The following is an 18342-nucleotide window of genomic DNA, read 5'->3' on the forward strand; positions in this document are numbered from 1 at the left end:
GCGTTAAAAAACTATTCCCGAAATCAATCAGGAATAGTTGGAAGGGAGGTAAATTGTTTTATTGAATTTCGAGGTGGAGATCGCCACGCTTCGTCCACCCTGCGACGGTCGTCAATCGATAGAAGACGAGCGTCAAGACGCCAGGTAGAACGACACCAGTCAAGAAGAAGACGAGGAACGCCTGAGGACCTTGGTTGACGAAAATATTGAGTGGGGCAATCATCGAATTTAATCCAAGTCCTGCGAGTTCGTACGGTACTTTCAAAGAGAGAAGAAGCGTCGCGACAGGAGCTGAAATCATCGCTGCGAGAAACGGTGCAACGACAAGACGTGGATTTTTAACGATATTCGGGAATTGTACTTTAGGTGTTACAAAGAATGAAGCAATCAAACCACCTGGATCCGTCTGACGGTATGCCATCAACGTGAAGCCGACGAATTGAGCGGAACAGCCAATCAGTGCAGCGGCACTTGCTACAGGATCAAGTTGCAAAGCGATAGCGAGTGCAGCGGACGAAGCAGGAGACATCAATAAGACACTAAAGATGAGTGCAATGACAAGAGAAGTTGCGATTGGAGATGATTCAACGGATGCTGTGATCATGGCACTGAATTTTGTAAGGAGTGGTGTCGTGACGGCAGCAGCACCGATTCCAGTCACGCCGCCAGCAAGGACAGCGCTCATCGGGATGACCATCATGTCAAATTTCGTTTTTCCAGTCATGCGTTTTCCGACGTATACAGCGACGGCAGCTGCGAGTAACGCACTGATCGGCTGACCGGGTACAAGAACGAGTCCAGAAGCAGTTGATTGAAGAGCGGCACCACCGATCGTTGCTGCGATCATCGCGCTGAACAGGACAAGTGTGTTTCCTCCGAGCTGAAAGGCAATACCGGCACCAAGTGCAGGGGCGAGTAGTACTTTTGCGACACCACCAATCGTCAGTAGCATTTGGATATGTAGAAGATTTCCGAGCGTCTCAATCAGGAGTCCGACACCAAGTGTTACAAGAACGGCATTTGCCATTCCAGCTGATACTTTTACCATTCGATCCATCGCATATTCTTTCAACGTTGTCATCCTCTCTATCTATCTCTATTTTTTGCCATGAAAAAAGCCTATCCGTTTTTGGGATAGGCGCCACTCATTCTGTGCGGGCGCCTCATTCGATGCATCGAAAGAAGGGCCCAAAAATCATTTCCGTTTCATCATCGGAAAAGTTTTCAGTCCCTCATGCATAGAATAATCAGTCGGCCGGCTTGGTTAAATGGCTGTTGCGTCGGAATCATTCGATCGTGCCCCTCTCTGTGAATTTTTCTAAGCCTAACACGCTCTTGATTTATAATCAATATTTTCTGACAATTTATTTTTCCTGAAATCTGACAGGAATTCACGGTATCACCGGGAAATCCTAATGTACCAACAATGGAGGCGTTTACATGAAAGTGATGCTTTTTACAGATATTCATGGCAATGCATCAGCATTACGTGCAGTATTGTCCTATCTTGATCAACAACCAGATATCGATGCCGTCTATTGTCTCGGTGATCTTGTCGGCATTGGACCAGAGCATAATGAAGTCATTGATCTATTGAAGCAACGTCCTGATATTCAAACGATTTCTGGGAATCATGATGAATGTGTCCTTGCTTTAATTCATGGGGAGACCTATCCCGATAGTTACCGCCATGCGAAAGAGCACCATCAATGGATTGCGGATACGTTGACGCAAGAAAATCAAAAGTATTTGGAACGTTTACCGCGTGTCTTAAATATCATGCATCAGGAACAAACGATGCACCTGACGCACTATGCTTATGCCGATAAGACGAAGAAGATTGGTGAAGAGCCGTTAAAGCAAGCGGTGGATGGAACGAAAGAAAACTTATCCGTCCTGTTTGCTGGAAGTGAGGCGCGGATCATTGGTTTCGGTCACCATCATCCAGCGCAACAAGTCGAGACAGGACAAACACTCTTTATTAATCCAGGTGCACTTGGATGTCAGGAGACAGCCATCGCCCCAGTAGCAATCATTGATTGGGAGAAGGATCAAGTCCGTTCAGAAATCCTGAAGCTTTCATATGATGATCGACCATTTTTAGACGTCCTCAATACGACGGAGATGCCGGAACGTGAGTTGATGCGCCGTCTCTTCTTCGGTAGTAGGACATGAAAAAACCTTCATGAGTAGTTCATGAAGGAAGTCGATTAAGCAGATAGCTTCGTCATAATTGAGATGAGGCACACGACAATCAGTAACACGATACCGATGTTTCGTTTCAATGGATGGCGTGACCAGTAAAAGAATAGCGCAAGGACAGGGGCCACAAAAAAGGCAACGATGAGACTGATCAATGTTGCAAGAAATAATACAAACATCCAAAGCTTGCTAGTTGTCCGATATACCTGCCACATGTCGTAGAGCGACATGAGTGTATAGGCGAGTAACACGAAGATGATTCCGGTCGATAAACTCAAAGCGATCATCACTCCATTCCCTATTTAGTATAAGGGAAAGAGTGAGAATGATTACACGACTTGAAGTAAAAAAACATGACGAATCAATGAACGTATGATTAGACGCTGTAACGAAAAAAGAAAGGAGAGGGCATCTATGTCAGACATCTATCGCCGTTTTTTTCTATTTCCGGATATTTTGATCATGCTCGTAATACTGATTGCGGTCAGTAGTTATGTCCTTGCTCAGCCGTTTCATTGGTCGATTTTACTGTTCTTTTGTCTTGGACTGATCGTCTTTAGTTTCAGTGAATACCTGACGCATCGTTTTTTGTTCCATTTACCACCACCTAAAAATGCGCTTGGACGAAAATTGTTGAAACGACTTCATTACGATCATCATGCGCATCCGAATGAACTGCATCTGTTGTTTTTACCTGTCTGGTATTCCTTGCCGAACCTTGGTTTCTTTGCGGCTCTGACCTATCTTCTGACACAATCTGTCGTCTCGACAGCTGCAGCCGCGAGTGGATTGATCGTCATGTTACTTGTTTACGAGTGGAAGCATTATGTGGCGCATGTTCCGCTAAAGCCGAGAACACGCTTTGGGAAATGGATGAAAAAGACGCATCTGTTACATCACTTCAAAAATGAACATTATTGATTCGGTGTATCCAATCCGGTAGGAGATTGGTTATTTGGAACGCTGAAGGATGAAAAAACAGTCTTATCTAGCCAAACGGCACGTGATTTAGAAAAAGAATTGGATAATAAAAAACCGCCGATCCATTGATCAGCGGTTTTTTATTCACAGAACGCGCAACATGGCACGTCGAATCGTATCGAGTTCAAGTGGACGCGCAATCGATGGCCATTCGGCAATCAACGCGATATACGTTCGAAAGATCAAGAAGGCCGTGACATCGACCGGTATGTCGCGATCGTCTTGAGCAAGACGAGTCTCAAGTAATGTCTTGATATATTCGACGACATGTCGTTCAATCCGCATCCGTAATTCCTGCATCTCTTGTAATTTTAAGTTGCGTGTTTCTTCGATGATTTGAAGAATGAATAAGTGTTGTTGCTGATGATAGGCGATGGCGTCGATCATTGCTTGTTTATTTTCTTCTACGGTCGCCTGTTCGACGTAAGCGCGTTCTGCTTCTTCTTTCATCTCTTGCAACACACGTGTTACGAGTGATTCAAACAGATTGAGTTTACTTTCGAACAATTGATAGACGGTTGGTTTTCCGACATGAGCGCGTCGGGCGACACGCTCGATCGTCGTTCCTTTATAACCGAGTTCTGAAAAGCAAGCCATTGCTGAGTCGAGTATCAAAGTTTCTTTATCAGACTGTGTCATGTTGTTTTCGTCTCGCTTTCGTTGAGAGTAGAATCCGTTTGGCTCCGAGCCCTCCAACGAAGCTGATGATTAATGCGACGACTAATATGGTCGCAAGGACTTGACTATTGGATACGAGGGCATCCGTCACACCGAGTCCAAGCGCTTCGCGGAATCCACCGACCGAATATGTCATCGGTAAGAAAGCGTGAATCGCTTGGAAGAACCCTGGCGTCATTTCGACAGGGAACGTTCCACCACTACCACCGATTTGAAGAAGGAGTAGTAAGAAGGCAAGGAACTGTCCGACGCGACCGAGTAGCATCGCGAGCGTGAACAGAATGGTAATGAACGTCATACCTGTCAAGGCAGCGAATCCATAGAGCGCAGGGACACTCGCGACATCAGCATCCAGCACATAGACGATTGCTGTGGCCGCTGCGACACCTTGTAATGCGCCAATCGGTAAGATAAGTGATAATTTACCGACGAGGAAGCGCCATGTCAGACTCTCGCCATGTTCGGGACGAATCTGATAGACCGAAGAGAACATCAAGGCACCTGCGAACAAGGCAATACTAAGGATATAAGCTGATAAACCGGAACCGTAATTATTGACCGTCGAATAGTCATGTTCTTTTAAGACGACGGGTTCTGCTAGCATATTATCCCGCTCTTTTGTCGGTTTGACCGTCGCGTCTTTAGCTCCTTTGCTGAGCTCATCCTTCAGTGTTTTAGCTCCATCTTCAAGTTTCGTGTTGGCATCCGCGATTTTTGAAGCACCCTCTGTCGTTTTGCCGATACCATCTGTAATCGTAGAAGAACCAGATGCCAATTGTCCTAATCCGTTATTCAACGCGCTAGCCCCAGCTTGAAGTTGATGTGTACCATCGGACAGTTGGTTCGCGCCGTCAGCTAGTTGGGCACCGCCTGTTGCGGCTTTATGCACACCCGCAGTATACTGACCGAGTTTTTCATTGAACGTCTGTTGTCCACTAGCTAATTGTTGTGCGCCAGACTCGACTTGTTTCGCACCATCGACGAGCTTCAATTGTCCAGCGTTTAGTTGCGATACAGCAGACTGGACTTGCTGACCACCTGCGGCGAGTTGACCGATTTTCTTCGTTGCTTCTGTTGCTTGAGCAAGACTCTGATCAATTGCACCTTCTTGGGCAGCAAGACTTTGAATATTTTTTTCTAATGAACCAATAGAACCGAGTAATGTTTGTTTTTCTTCATCTGATAACTGTTCAGAAGCAGAAATAACTTCTTTTAGTTGAGCGACGTTTGCCTCAAGTGCTTCGCGACGAGCCCGTAAGTCCTGTTTCGCCTGTTCAGCATCTTGATTGAGTTGTGTTAAAAAGGCATTCGCAGCTTGTGCTTTTTCATCCAGTTGATTTAATCCGTCCGTCAACTGAGGAATTTTTTCATTAAGCTGAGCAGTACCCGCAGCCAGTTGTTCTGCCCCTTGGCGTACCTGTGTTGAGCCACCGCTGAGTTTTGTTGCGCCTTCTTGAAGTTGCGCGGCACCTGCCTGTAACTTGCCACTGTTTTCATCGAGTGTGTTCAATCCAGAAGATAGCTCACCCGTTTTTTGAGCGAAGAGGGTGGTCTTTTCGTCGAGTGTCGTGACACCATCACTCAGTTTTTTCGAACCTTGATTCGCTTCCCCGAGTTTTTCGGACAGTGTCAGACTGCCATCTGCGAGTTTTCCAAGATTTGTTGCTAGTGTTCTAGCGCCATCCGCTGTTTTATGGTTACCGTCCTCGAGTTTAGAGGAACCGTCCGACGCTTTTTCCATTCCGTTTGCGATTTTCTTTAACGCACCGAATATAGCACTACTATATTGTTTCGTAACGGATTTTCGGATTTTTTCGTTTAACTGTTTTGCGGCAGTACTCGAAATTTGTGTTCCCGAGTAGTTTTTCGCTGGATTCAAGTAATATTCTAACTCAATCTTCTTCGGGTGATCATCGAGTAGTGTCGTTGCATTTTTAGAAAAATTCTTTGGAATGACGACTGTCATGTAGACCTTTCCGTCACGCAATTCTTTCTCGGCCTTATCCTGAGACAAGAACTGCCAATCAAAATCATCATTTTTTTTGAGTTTATCGACGAATTGATCCCCGATGTCGACTTTCTCTCCTTTAAACTTTGTCGCCTGATCTTCGTTGACGATAGCTACCTTAATATCTTCTGTACGACCGTACGGGTCCCAGAATGCAGATAAGAAGATGGAGTTGTAAAGAAACGGTACGAGAATGAGGGCGAGAATAACGACGATCATCATCGGACTCTTCAATTTCTTCCATTCTGAGCGAAACATAAATACAAATCCCCTTTCTAAAACTCAAAACTAATTTGAGTTTTAGGTTTTGATGAGATTTACTTTACTCTCTTCATTATAAAAAATCAATCGATAATTCCAATTTCACACAAAAAAACGACTCACGGAGAGTCGTCTCTAGAAAATGATTAAGGAATTAACAGTAACTTTCCTGTACTACGTCGGCTTTCTAAAAAGTCATGCGCTGCTTTTCCATCAGATAAAGCAAAAATTGTCGGAGAGGACAGGTTAAGGTGACTAGATAAAATCCAATCAAACAGCTCACCCGATCTGCGGATGCGTTCCTCAGAAGACGTTAACACATTCCAAAGGTCGCCACCTGTTAATGTTTTGGACGTATCCATTAAAAAACGTGGATCGACAGGTGCGGGATCACCGCCTGCCATACCATAGAAGACAACCGTTCCATGGACTTTTGTCACATGGAAACTATCCATTAAGGTAGAACCAATGGATTCGTAGACCACATCAACCCCTTTACCCGAAATTTGCGCGAGCACGTGCTCGACCCAGTTCTCGGAATATAAATAGACAGATTCACAGCCCGCAGTTTTAGCAATCTGTGCTTTCTCAGGAGAAGACGTCAATCCAATCGGAGTTGCCCCAAGCAAACGAATGAGCTGTGTCAACAACTGACCAACGCCACCGGCGGCTGCATGCACTAAGACGACATCTCTCGGTTGGACATGGTAGCTATCACGAGTTAAGTAATGCGCTGTTAACCCTTGTAATAAGATAGAAGCTGCTGTTTCGTATGAGATACCATCAGGAAGCGGAATCAATTTATCGACGGGTGCTGCGACGTACTCAGCGTTCGCAAGCGGAACGTCCGCAAAAGCAACTCGTTGACCTACGTGGAACGTTGAAACAGCTAAACCAACCGCTGTGATGATGCCTGAACCTTCGTAACCTAAAATATAGGGGGCTGTCCTTCCAAATGGTAGTTTCCTTTTCGGCGATAGATGTCTGCAAAATTCAGACCGATCGCTTTCATTTCAATCAGAACTTCCTGTTCAATAATTGTTGGCGTTGGCACGTCTTCGAAGCGTAATACATCAGAACTCCCGAATTCGTGGAATGTTAATGCCTTCATCTCAACACATCCTTCTTTTAAATCTGCTTTTAGTATAAGGCAGAACATCTGAAAATGATGGACAGATGCGTTACACTAGAAAAAAAGATGAAAGAAGGGACAGTATGAAGCGTGTCTTAATGGGAGGAATTCGTTTTTATCAAAAAGTCATCTCTCCCATGAAACCAGCTACATGTCGATTCTATCCAACGTGCTCCCATTACGGGATGAAGGCGATTGAACGTCATGGTGCGGTAAAAGGTAGTTATTTGACGACGCGTCGATTGTTACGTTGCCAACCGTTCCATCCAGGGGGCCTTGACTTCGTTCCAGAACCCGATCAATTTAGTTGGAAAGCACCGTTGCAACGGGAAAATCCACGGGAGAAGGCGGAAGAAACGAAGGAGTAAGTCATGTGAAGGTTCTCTCTTGTTTAATGAAGTAAGAACAAAAAAGGGAAGTATGTTACCGGAAATTACCGATAACATACTTCCCTTTTTGTTCTACTGACAGACGATCATAGTTTACCCGTTAAAAACTGTGCTTCGCCAAGACCGAAGCTCCAGTCGGCTGCATCATTTTCAACGATCGAAACCATCAAATCAGTCGGTGCGAGTCCACAGTTTGCTTGTAAGCGTTCGGCGAGTAATTGGTAGAGACGTTGTTTTTTCTCTTCCGTCCGCGTTTTACTCGTCACACTGATGAGGACGATATCTTTACTCCGTTCAAACCCAAGTCCTGTATCTTGAATGACCATCTCATGCGCTTTATGCGTGTGCACGATTTGATAACGATCGCGCTCCGGCACATCAAATGCTTCGACCATCGCATCGTGTGCGGTGTCGAGTAACGTTTTTAACTCTTCTTCTGAACGTCCTTCAATGACGTCGAATCGTAATAACGGCATGTGAAATCACTCCTTAACAAAATTATGTAGAGTAGGGGGAAAACCCTACTCATATATTACTCGAAGAATGGTTTGTATTGACGACGATCGTGCATGACAGACAACCATTGGACAGTCGAGAATTCTTCAAGTACCCACTCACCGTTGAAGCGACCGAGTCCTGAATCTTTTTCACCACCAAATGGCATATGTGGCTCATCGTTGACCGATTGATCGTTGATGTGAATCATACCTGTCTCGACTTCAAGCGCAAAGGCAGTCGCGCGTTCAATAGAAGAACCATGGACAGCGCCACTCAATCCGTATGGAAGTGAGTTCGCGATTTCGAGTGCCTCTTCATCCGTATCGAACGGGATGATGACAGCAACCGGTCCGAAGATTTCATTTTTAGCGAGTGGCATATCATTCGTAACACCAGTGACGACAGTAGGTGCGATGACGTTATCTTTTGCTTCGCCGCCGACACGAACGGTTGCACCCGCAGCTTTTGTTTTCTCGAGATCTTCAAGAATTCGTTCAACTTGTGATTGGTTGATGAGCGGTCCGACTTGTGTCCGATCATGTGATGGATCACCGTATTGTAGCTCTTTTACACGAGCGACGTATTTCTCGACGAATTCATCATGAATCGAAGAAGCGACGAGAATTCGGTTCGTCGACATACAAATTTGACCTTGGTGATAGAACTTGCTGTAGACAGCAGATTCGACCGCACGATCGAGATCAGCATCATCAAGTACGACGAAGACGTTGTTTCCGCCAAGTTCAAGCGCTGTTTTCTTCAGGTGTTTACCAGCAAGTTCACCGATATGACGACCAACTTCAGTGGATCCTGTGAATGAAATCAAGCGTGGTACAGGATGTTCGACGATAGCATCACCGATTTCTGAACCGCGACCGACGATGACATTCAAGACACCTTTTGGCAATCCAGCTTTTTCAAATAGACTAGCAAAAATCAATCCACCTGAAACAGGTGTGTCCGTAGCCGGTTTAACAACGACTGCGTTCCCGATGGCAATGGCAGTAGCGATCGACCGTACAGCTAAGTGGAACGGGAAGTTCCATGGACTGATGACACCGATGACGCCAAGTGCTTTACGGTAGATCCGGTTTTCTTTACCTGGTACGACCGATGGACGAATTTCACCGTGCATCCGAAGTGGGAATGTCGCAGCTTCCTTGACGATCAAGACAGAAGCAAGGAATTCGCCTTCCGCTTTAATACGTGTACTTCCTGACTCTTTAATCAACCATTCGATGATCGTTTCTTTCTCTTCGTACAAGACTTTCAAGAAGTTTTCGATGAGACCTTGACGTTTTAAGGCAGGAACTTTCGCCCAGTCTTTTTGAGCGACTTGAGCCGCTTCATAAGCGTCATCTAAATCTTGTTGATTCGCTGCAGAGATCGTGAAGAGCTCTTCACCCGTGAAAGGATTCGTGTTCGTCATGTTGCTGTCACTTGCGCCTGTGCGCCACTGACCATCAATGTAAATCTTCGTGAAATCTGTATGCAATGTTGCTTCGTTTTGTTGAGCCATATCATTTCATCTCCCATTCGTTTTCATAACAATTAAGTTATTCACGTTATGAAAAGAAGTAAAACACATCCGTGCACTTCGACCAAACATATTGCTCAAAGTCAGTCAGTCAGATGGGTTTTAAAGCGCTTTAAATCAGGAATTCAATCAATATAGTGCTATAAAAAGGAGGAATTTTATTTTGAAGAAGCTGAAAGTCCTGTCTCGAGAAATCAATTGGTGGTGGCCATTGTTATATGGTCTCATTGGGATTGGTTTGACGGGAATCGTGACGTGGTTAGATGTGTATATATCAAACTGGTTTCCAAAAGACTGGCAAACGACGCTTGGCTTAGCGCAGACAATCCATAGTTCGGTCTTTACCGGACTGCTCGCCATGATGACGTTCACATTCTCAACCATTCTTGTCGTATTGACGACCTATTCATCACAATTCTCACCACGGACATTGCCTAACTTCATCGAGAATCGGCAAGTGCAACACATTTTCGGCATATTCATTGGAGCGGTCAGTTACTCGATGACGATGCTCTTTTTTCTTCGTCCGGCGTTGAAGACGAGCGTCGTCGCTTCGACAGTAGCCGTTCTCGTCGTATTGATATCGATCGTGGCATTCGTCGCATTCATTCATATCGTCAGTCAGTCGATTCGCGTGACGACTTTACTCGATCGATTACACGAAGAAGGGAACGAATTATTGAAACGACAAGTCGAACACCTAGAATCAGGAGAACAAAAGATTACTGAAAGAAAGATGACGACAAATTATCCACATCTTATTCAGGCAACTCGAACCGGATATATTCAAGCAGTCGATTATGATGTTTTTGATCAGAAAGACCGCGTGTATATTCATCGAACCGTCGGCTCATTCGTAACAGAGGGAGAAGCCATCGGACGGGCAACTTGCCGGGATATCGATGAAAGTATCTTGATTGGACCGACGAAATCTTCAGAACAGGATTTTGCATTTGTTCTTGAAAAATTAAGTGAAGTTGCTTTACGTGCGATTTCTCCAGGAATCAATGATCCGAATACAGCGAGACATGCGGTTCGGATTATTGGTGACTTAATGCGACAGTATGCCGTAATACCAGATGGTGTGCTAGTTGTTGGAAAGGACCAGCAACACATTGTCGTCAGGGAAACTTACCAACAATTGTTATACACGACGTTTTATCAACTACGACATTACGGAGCAGAAGATATTTCAGTTCTCGCGACGATGCTTGAGTCGCTTGGAACGATGAAGCGGCAAGCCTTACCTGCTCACTATGAAACCATTCAACGATTTATTCCATACATTTGTTCGGAAGTACGTTTTGAAACAATGAACGACTGGGATCGTGATTTTTTGCAAAATCAAATCCATCGGGCGTTGAATGAAACTTTTGTCTCCCCTTCATCGTAATAAGGGCAAGAGGATCAAAAGAAGGGAGGGATAGAAAGTGACAATCTTGTTATGGAGTCTGATCGTCGTCTGTTTTCTAGTCGCTTTTGCAGGTCTCGTGTATCCGATCATCCCAAGTGCGCCGATTTTAGTAGTTGGTTTTTTGATTTATGGATTCGGATTCGGGTTCTCTGAACTATCGATTAGTTTTTGGGTGATTCAAGCGATTTTCATCATTCTCTTATTTACACTCGATTATCTCGTTAGCGCCTACACCGTCGATCGACGGGGAGGCTCACAAGCGGCTAAGATTGCAACGACAGTCGGATTGATTGCGGGACCATTTATTTTGCCGGGTATCGGATTATTAATTTTCCCGTTCGTCTTTGCCATCTTGACGGAAAAAATCATTAGTAAAAAGACATGGCAAATCTCGGTTTCAGTCGGGATCGGAACAGTCCTTGGTATCTTATCAAGTGCCTTGTTAAAAGGAATCGCGATGTTACTCATGATCGTAATTTTTATTCTCTATGTCGTCTGACGGTCTGAAATGATGTCTTCAAGTACACATTTTATGAAAGTTCCGTTATAGTATGAATATGAAAAAGTAGGGAAGCTTTGAAAGTCTGAAGCTTCTTTTTGCTGTAAACCACCAGATGCCTCGGCATCTGGCTTTATATTAATGGAGGTGAATCCCCTTTCTTCGGGGAAACGATTGGACAGTACACACTCAATGGAGACATTCGACACGACGACGATCATCATTCGACTACTCGTCATTGCACTACTCATCGTCTTAACAGCTTTTTTTGTAGCTGCCGAATTTTCGGTCGTCAAAATGCGAATGTCTCGAATCGATCAGTTGATTACAGAAGGAAGCAAGACTGCGAAAGTGGCGAAGAGGCTACTTGAGAATTTGGATTATTATTTATCGGCCTGTCAACTTGGAATTACCGTGACAGCGCTTGGTCTCGGATGGTTAGGAGAATCAACGGTAGGTGCGATTCTCGGTATGTTGTTCGAAGAAATTGATATTCCGAACTCCGTCTCGACGATCATTTCGTTCGTTCTTGCATTCTCGATTGTAACGTTTCTTCATGTCGTACTTGGAGAGCTTGCTCCAAAATCTTTGGCGATTCAAAAAACGGAAGCCATCACGATGCTACTCGCGCCACCACTTTATTGGTTCGGTAAAATCATGAAACCTTTCATCTGGACATTGAACGGTTCAGCACGAATCATCCTTCGGTTATTTGGTGTCGAGCCAGCGGGACACGAAGAAGTCCATTCTGAAGAAGAGATTAAAATCATCATGACACAGAGTTATAAGAGTGGAGAAATCAACCAGACTGAGCTTTCCTACATGCAGAACATCTTCTCGTTCGATGAGCGGATCGCGAAAGATATCATGTTACCGCGGACGGACTTAATCACGATCTCGAACGATGCATCGATGGAGGACATCATTCGTCTCGTTGAAGAGTATCAGTTCACACGTTACCCAGTAGCGGAAGAAGGAGATAAGGATAAAATCCTTGGCTTCATCAATGCAAAACAATTATTTACGGATCATATGGCGAACAAAGGAAAAGCATTAAGCTATTACATCCACAACTTGCCGATTGTATCCGAATATTCGCCGCTTCAAGATGCCATGCTGAAAATGCAGGTGGAACGAACACCGATGGCACTCGTCATCGATGAATACGGTGGTACGGCTGGTGTCATCACGATGGAAGACATCTTGGAAGAAATCGTCGGAGAAATCCGAGATGAATTCGATAAGGATGAGAAAGCAGATATCGAACAAATTCATGAGCGATTATACCGCATCTCAGGACGTGTCTTGATTGATGACCTAAATGAACGCTTTAACCTAGGAATCGAAGAAGAAGACATCGATACGATTGGTGGCTGGGTCATGGCACAGGATACGGAAGTGTCGAGTGGTCAAGAATTCCGCTATCAGGAATACACGATCAAAGTCATGGAAGTCGATAATCATCAAGTGAAATCGATTTATCTTCAATTGCCTGATCAAGAAGAAACTGCAACAGAAGAGATTGGATAAGAAATAGAATGTGCAAGACGATGGACTTCGAGTTCATCGTCTTTTTTTGTCTACTTAAAAAATGATTAGCTAAGGTGATAGACACCTCTTGTGTTTATCTCCCTCAGTGACGGGTATTACTGTCTATGTGGCAAAAAATGCATTTTTTAATTCAACAGGAAAAGGGGTTTTCTATCATGTCAAACGTCATTCTTACTTCACGTGCATCTGCAGTCGGTGGTCGCGACGGGAAAGTCGCTTCAGACGATAACGTCATTAATCTCGATTTAGTCATGCCAGGAACAAAAGGCAAAGAAGACATTCCGACATCAAACCCGGAACAGTTATTCGCAGCAGGATATGCCGCTTGTTTTGATGGTGCCTATAATTTAATGGCGCGCCAAGCAAAAAAACGAGTCGAGACGCGGACGAATTCAGAAGTCAGCCTCTTACAGGATGAAGCGGATAACGGTGTGAAAATTGCAGCGAAACTCGTCGTCGAAGTCGTTGGCGTATCACAAGAGGAAGCAGAAGAGTTGCTTGAGAAAACACACAACTTTTGCCCGTACTCGAAAGCAACACGCGGAAATATCGATGTAGATCTTTCTGTTAAAGTCGTCGATTCATTATAAGTATAAGCGACGGATCATAAGGAGGGTTTTCCATGGCACCGAAAGAAACCGATCGTCCAAATGAAGAGTTTGAAGATGAACGGGATCGTCTGTCGGATAAAGAACGGAAACTGACAGAGGAGCAGCAAAAGGAAATCCTAAAAGGAAAAGACGAAATGCCAGATGATACGGTTTCTCCACGAGATCGCGGAGAAGATCCAATCTAAATCAAACAACTTGGGGGATGAATCACATGTCTAAAAAAGTAGCCGTTGTACTCGCCGATCATTTTGAGGATGTAGAATTCACAGGACCGGTTGATGCATTAAAAGAAGCAGGGCACGAGATCACGGTCATTGGTGCCAAAAAAGGTGCAGAACTCGTTGGGAAGCAGGAAGAGGCAAAAGTAACCGTTGATCTCTCGATTGATGAGACTTCAGCAGCAGACTACGATGCTCTCCTGATTCCAGGCGGATTTTCACCAGATTTACTTCGAGAAGATGAGCGTTTCGTCTCATTCGTCGAAGAATTCGATATGTCGAAAAAACCGATTTTCTCGATCTGCCATGGACCACAATTGATGATTAATGCAAAAATCGTCAAAGGAAGAAAAATGACAGGTTATAAATCAATTCGAATTGATTTAGAAAATGCTGGTGTGGACTTTGCAGATGAAGAAGTCGTCGTCGACGATAATTTCGTCTCAAGTCGTCAACCAGATGACATTCCTGCGTTCAATCGGGAAATCGTAGCTAAACTCGGCTAATACCATGAAACGAAAAATCAGCACTGCGCTATCGCAGTGCTGATTTTTTATAGATTTTCTGGATAATCACAGAGTTCTGTAATGACGCCGTGTGAATGCCGGGGATTCATATAAATCAGTCGTCGCCCGAACGGCGTCGTTCGATACGTATCTTCTAAAAATGTTAAGCCTTGTTGTTTTGCTTCTTCAATCGCTTGATCTAAATCCTCTACACGATAAGCAATGTGATGGACACCTTTCCCGCGTTGTTTTAAAAAACGTGCGATCGGACTACCCGGACTTGTTGGCGTTAACAACTCGATGTGCGCATCATCGAACTCGATGACCGCAATATTGGAAGCGACACCAGGCGCAGGATTCGAGTACTCTTTTGTTAAAGTTCCTCCAAGTACGTTTGTATAAAATGAAATGGCTTCCTGCATGTCGCGAACAGCAATTCCAGTGTGGTCTAATTTCATATGATATCCTCCTTCTATTCGCTTCAGTTTCCCAAAAACACTTCAAAGTTGCAACGATGAGTTACCTTCCAAATGTTTCTATTACATAGAAGAGGAAAGATTTATTTAAAATGAAATATCACTGAAATATTATGGAAGAGGAATGAATGCTATAATCAAAAACGTTCTTATAAAAAAGAAAAACTATTACAGAATTTAAATTTAACTTAAATACTCTACGATAAATCATAAAACATACACTACAGAAAAAGAGGGAATACTACATGAAAAAAACGTTCGCGTCGCTCATCGTTTCCGCACTGGTTCTTTCATCAGCACCTCATTTTGCAGCAGCTGACGATTTAAGTGAACAGAAAGCCAAAAACGAACAACAGCAACAAGACAATGCTAAAAAGCAAAAAAACTTAGAGTCTTCTGTTAATCAAGAAGGTCAAAAAATCTCTAAAACACAACAAGAAGTCAATCGACTAGACGAAGCGTTGAACGAAAAAATCTTTGCTGTCGAAACAAAGGATCGTCAAATCAAAGCAACAGAACGTGAAATCGTTGAACTTGGAAAAGAAATTGAGAAATATAAAGCGAAACTAAAACGCCAAGAAAAACTACTCGGTGATCGTCTTCGTGTCATGCAAGAGAATGATGGAAACTCAATTAAATGGGAAGAAGTCATCTTTGGTGCTAAAAACGTTGGTGATCTCGTAAGCCGTGTCATGGCAGGGAAATCCATTTCAAAACAAGATGATAAAATGATCACGGATTACCAGAATACGCAAAAGCAATTAGCGGATGCGCAGCAAGAAGTAAAAGAAAAGAAAGCGCAGTTGGTCGTTGAGAAAAAAGAATTAAAACATCAACAAGCGGATCTTGAATCACAATTAAAAGAGCGGAACAAACGCTTAAAAGAACTACGTAAGAAAAAAGAAAAGTTCGAAACACAATTGATGGATGCAAAAGAAGTCCAGCAAATTTTGATTGCTCAAGAAAAAGCGATTGCAGCTGAAAAAGCAGCGCGTGAACGTGAAGCGCGAATCGAAAAAGAACGTCAAGCTCAAGCTGCACGTGAAGCAAAAGCACGAGCAGAAGCTGAAGCAGCGCAAGCAGCAACTCAGCAAGCAGCACAAGAGAAGGCAGCGCAGTCAGCAAAACCTTCTGGTTCGACAAAACAATCGGCACCAAAACCATCTACACCAGCACCAACTGCGCCAGCTCCAGCGCCGTCAGCTCCAGCGACACCTAAACCGTCACCATCATCAGGCGGACTCTTCATTCATCCAACTGCTGGTGCTGTGACACAAGGGTATGGTTCTGCAGGCGGAGAAAATGGTTATACGTTCCATAACGGGATTGACTTCGGTGGTCCAGTTGGCACGCCAATCGTGGCAGCTGCAACTGGTACAGTCATTACAGCATCAGGTGGCGGACCTTACGGAAATCACATCATGATCGCTCACCAATTGAACGGGAAGACATATACGACAGTCTATGCACATATGAGTTCATTGAACGCTAGTGCAGGTCAACGTGTCAGCCAAGGTCAACAAATCGGTACACGTGGTAGCACAGGAAACTCAACAGGTCCACACTTACACTTCGAAATTCACGTTGGTGGATACAGCTACAGTGCAACAGGTCCAGCTAACTCAGTCAATCCAATGTCGATGTTTTAATCGTAAAGAATCGTTGCATATGCAACGGTTCTTTTTTTGTCATTTTCAAAAAACAAATCATATATTACAAAAAATCGTTTTCATTTGAAATGTAAATGAAATTTTTTTGAAACGATTACGGTGCTATAATCTATTTCAGATATGAGAGAAACTTGAATACTATAATAAAATATGAAAAAAACATAAGTGAGGAAAACGATATATGCTAAAAAAACTAATTTCTACCATTGTTTTAGGAGCATTACTTATAACAGGAACGCAACCGATCGCAGCAGCGACCATTAAAGAAAAAAAGGCTGAAAATGCCGCTGAACAACGTAAACTTGAAAAAGCGATCAAAAAACAAGAAGCTAAAATCTCAAAAGAGCAACGTCAAATCAATCAAATTGACGCAGCAATCAACGAAAAGATTTTCCAAGTCTCTGAAAAAAATAAACAAATCGAACAGTTGAACGTTCGAATCGATGAGTTAAAGGTAGACATCGTCCGTTACGAAGAAATGTTACAGAAACAGGAAGAACTACTCGGTGATCGTTTGCGTGTTTTCCAAGAGAACGATGGAAACTCGATTAAATGGGAAGAAGTCATTTTTGGATCGAAGGATTTAGGTGATTTATTCAGCCGTGTCATGGCGGGGAAAAAAATCGCTGAGCAAGACGATAAAATGATTTCGGATTACATCGCAACGCAACAAAAATTAGCAGAAGCAAAACAAACGCTCGTTGAGAAAAAAGCGGAGCAAATGCAAGAAAAGAAAGTATTGCTTGAACAAAAGAAAGCGTTAAAGCTTCAAATGAAAGAACGTAGTGCCACGCTGAAGAAATTACGAAAAGGGAAGACGAAGTTCACGACAGAACTGTTAGACGCAAAAGAACTTCAAGCGACTCTCGAAGCGCAAGAACGTGCAATTGCGGCAGCGAAGGCAGCTGCTAAAGCAGCGGCTGAAAAAGCAGCAGCGGAGAAAGCGGCAGCCGAAAAAGCCGCTAAAGCGAATGCTCAAGCAGCAAAACAAGCAGGTAAGAGTTCGGAATCAACTGATTCTGTTGTCCCGCCGGTTGTTTCGAGTGGAGGGAAATTCGTTCGACCATCTTCTGGTGGAGTGTCACAAGGATTCGGACCAGCAAGCGGCGCGAACGGTTATACGTTCCACAACGGTGTTGATTTCAGTGGTTCGGTCGGATCTCCAATCGTCGCTGCAGCAGCTGGAACGGTCATTACAGCATCAGGTGGTGGACCTTACGGCAATCATGTCATGATTTCTCACTTCCTAGATGGACAAGTGTACACGACTGTCTACGCACATATGAGTTCATTATCGGTTCGTGCAGGACAAACGGTCTCTCAAGGTCAGCAAGTCGGGACACTTGGTAGTACAGGGAATTCAACAGGACCACACTTACATTTCGAACTACATGTCGGAGGCTATCAATACAGTGCCTCTTCTCCTCTAAATGCAGTCAATCCATTAGCATATCTGTAATCAAAACGGGCTTCGGCTCGTTTTTTTTTCTTCTCTATGCTACAGTTAAGGCGAAACGAATACTTGAGCAACTAGGGGAGCTGGAGGAATCCGGCTGAGAGGAAAACCAATCTGTTTTCGACCCTATTACCTGAACTGGATAATACCAGCGTAGGAAAGTTGAGCCGAACGGATACCGGAATGCGTGTATAACGCTTTCGTATAGCGTCGACTGCTTTTTTACAGCGGTCGACGCTTTTTTTTGTCGGTCAC

At 44.0% G+C, this 18342-nt stretch carries 17 protein-coding genes, 2 pseudogenes and 1 riboswitch; of the genes and pseudogenes, 11 read left to right on the forward strand and 8 right to left on the reverse strand.

Annotated elements, in window-relative coordinates; translation table 11 throughout:
• Window positions 1-58 precede the first annotated feature (58 nt).
• The gene (locus B4C70_RS13595) at window positions 59-1081 is read right to left on the reverse strand and encodes a PTS transporter subunit IIC (protein ID WP_029340800.1); all 1023 of its coding nucleotides are present in this window, start codon (window positions 1079-1081) and stop codon (window positions 59-61) included.
• Between the two features lie 359 nt (window positions 1082-1440).
• On the opposite strand from B4C70_RS13595, the gene B4C70_RS13600 reads away from it, so the two are divergent.
• On the forward strand, window positions 1441-2175 hold the full coding sequence (locus B4C70_RS13600; protein ID WP_290780323.1) for a metallophosphoesterase family protein: 735 nt from the start codon (window positions 1441-1443) through the stop codon (window positions 2173-2175).
• Window positions 2176-2210: 35 nt separating this feature from the next.
• Here the strand turns inward: B4C70_RS13600 and B4C70_RS13605 are convergent, their stop codons facing one another.
• Window positions 2211-2489: a hypothetical protein gene (locus B4C70_RS13605; protein ID WP_195865882.1), complete on the reverse strand. Its 279-nt coding sequence runs from the start codon at window positions 2487-2489 to the stop codon at window positions 2211-2213.
• 127 nt (window positions 2490-2616) lie between these two features.
• Here B4C70_RS13605 and B4C70_RS13610 point away from each other — a divergent pair.
• Window positions 2617-3252: pseudogene (locus B4C70_RS13610) on the forward strand (sterol desaturase family protein).
• Window positions 3253-3267: 15 nt separating this feature from the next.
• Here B4C70_RS13610 and B4C70_RS13615 read toward each other — a convergent pair.
• From B4C70_RS13615 to B4C70_RS13625, 3 genes and pseudogenes are all read right to left on the reverse strand, one after another.
• The gene (locus B4C70_RS13615; RefSeq protein ID WP_290780326.1) at window positions 3268-3822 is read right to left on the reverse strand and encodes a TetR/AcrR family transcriptional regulator; all 555 of its coding nucleotides are present in this window, start codon (window positions 3820-3822) and stop codon (window positions 3268-3270) included.
• Window positions 3809-6127 (reverse strand): YhgE/Pip domain-containing protein, encoded by a 2319-nt coding sequence (locus B4C70_RS13620; RefSeq protein ID WP_290780329.1) that lies wholly within the window; start codon window positions 6125-6127, stop codon window positions 3809-3811. Before B4C70_RS13620 ends, B4C70_RS13615 begins: the two co-directional genes overlap by 14 nt.
• 149 nt (window positions 6128-6276) lie before the next feature.
• Window positions 6277-7241, reverse strand: a pseudogene (locus tag B4C70_RS13625) (quinone oxidoreductase family protein).
• A gap of 104 nt (window positions 7242-7345) precedes the next feature.
• Between B4C70_RS13625 and yidD the strand changes: the two are divergent.
• Window positions 7346-7630 carry a membrane protein insertion efficiency factor YidD gene (gene yidD, locus B4C70_RS13630; RefSeq protein ID WP_290780332.1) on the forward strand — a complete coding sequence of 95 codons (285 nt, stop codon included), beginning with the start codon at window positions 7346-7348 and terminating at the stop codon, window positions 7628-7630.
• 107 nt (window positions 7631-7737) lie between these two features.
• On the opposite strand, the gene B4C70_RS13635 is transcribed toward yidD, so the two are convergent.
• Entirely contained in the window at window positions 7738-8127 is a 390-nt protein-coding gene (locus B4C70_RS13635; protein WP_029340806.1) for a tautomerase family protein, read from the reverse strand.
• Window positions 8128-8183: 56 nt separating this feature from the next.
• Window positions 8184-9668 carry an aldehyde dehydrogenase family protein gene (locus B4C70_RS13640; RefSeq protein WP_023467170.1) on the reverse strand — a complete coding sequence of 495 codons (1485 nt, stop codon included), beginning with the start codon at window positions 9666-9668 and terminating at the stop codon, window positions 8184-8186.
• Window positions 9669-9849: 181 nt separating this feature from the next.
• Between B4C70_RS13640 and B4C70_RS13645 the strand changes: the two genes are divergently transcribed.
• From B4C70_RS13645 to B4C70_RS13670, 6 genes are all read left to right on the forward strand, one after another.
• A complete protein-coding gene (locus B4C70_RS13645; RefSeq protein ID WP_290780335.1) occupies window positions 9850-11079 on the forward strand; it encodes a DUF2254 domain-containing protein in 1230 nt (409 codons plus the stop codon).
• Between the two features lie 37 nt (window positions 11080-11116).
• Window positions 11117-11599, forward strand: a complete 483-nt coding sequence (locus B4C70_RS13650; RefSeq protein WP_214806245.1) for a DUF456 domain-containing protein — start codon at window positions 11117-11119, stop codon at window positions 11597-11599.
• Between the two features lie 192 nt (window positions 11600-11791).
• A complete protein-coding gene (locus tag B4C70_RS13655) occupies window positions 11792-13129 on the forward strand; it encodes a hemolysin family protein (RefSeq protein WP_023467176.1) in 1338 nt (445 codons plus the stop codon).
• Window positions 13130-13305: 176 nt separating this feature from the next.
• Complete coding sequence (locus B4C70_RS13660; protein WP_035412467.1) at window positions 13306-13740, forward strand: organic hydroperoxide resistance protein; 435 nt, start codon at window positions 13306-13308, stop codon at window positions 13738-13740.
• A gap of 32 nt (window positions 13741-13772) precedes the next feature.
• Window positions 13773-13946, forward strand: a complete 174-nt coding sequence (locus B4C70_RS13665; RefSeq protein ID WP_023467179.1) for a hypothetical protein — start codon at window positions 13773-13775, stop codon at window positions 13944-13946.
• Between the two features lie 26 nt (window positions 13947-13972).
• The gene (locus tag B4C70_RS13670; protein ID WP_087682126.1) at window positions 13973-14485 is read left to right on the forward strand and encodes a type 1 glutamine amidotransferase domain-containing protein; all 513 of its coding nucleotides are present in this window, start codon (window positions 13973-13975) and stop codon (window positions 14483-14485) included.
• Window positions 14486-14532: 47 nt separating this feature from the next.
• Here B4C70_RS13670 and B4C70_RS13675 read toward each other — a convergent pair whose 3' ends face one another.
• Window positions 14533-14943, reverse strand: a complete 411-nt coding sequence (locus tag B4C70_RS13675; protein WP_290780343.1) for a VOC family protein — start codon at window positions 14941-14943, stop codon at window positions 14533-14535.
• Between the two features lie 263 nt (window positions 14944-15206).
• Between B4C70_RS13675 and B4C70_RS13680 the strand changes: the two genes are divergently transcribed.
• Together B4C70_RS13680 and B4C70_RS13685 are read left to right on the forward strand one after the other, a co-directional pair.
• Window positions 15207-16610, forward strand: a complete 1404-nt coding sequence (locus B4C70_RS13680) for a murein hydrolase activator EnvC family protein (RefSeq protein ID WP_290780346.1) — start codon at window positions 15207-15209, stop codon at window positions 16608-16610.
• 202 nt (window positions 16611-16812) lie between these two features.
• The gene (locus tag B4C70_RS13685; RefSeq protein WP_290780349.1) at window positions 16813-18090 is read left to right on the forward strand and encodes a murein hydrolase activator EnvC family protein; all 1278 of its coding nucleotides are present in this window, start codon (window positions 16813-16815) and stop codon (window positions 18088-18090) included.
• 63 nt (window positions 18091-18153) lie between these two features.
• Window positions 18154-18264, forward strand: a riboswitch (TPP riboswitch).
• The last annotated feature ends 78 nt before the right edge of the window (window positions 18265-18342 follow it).

Origin of the sequence: Exiguobacterium sp. UBA5002 (assembly GCF_002396765.1) — a bacterium.
GTDB lineage: Bacteria > Bacillota > Bacilli > Exiguobacteriales > Exiguobacteriaceae > Exiguobacterium_A.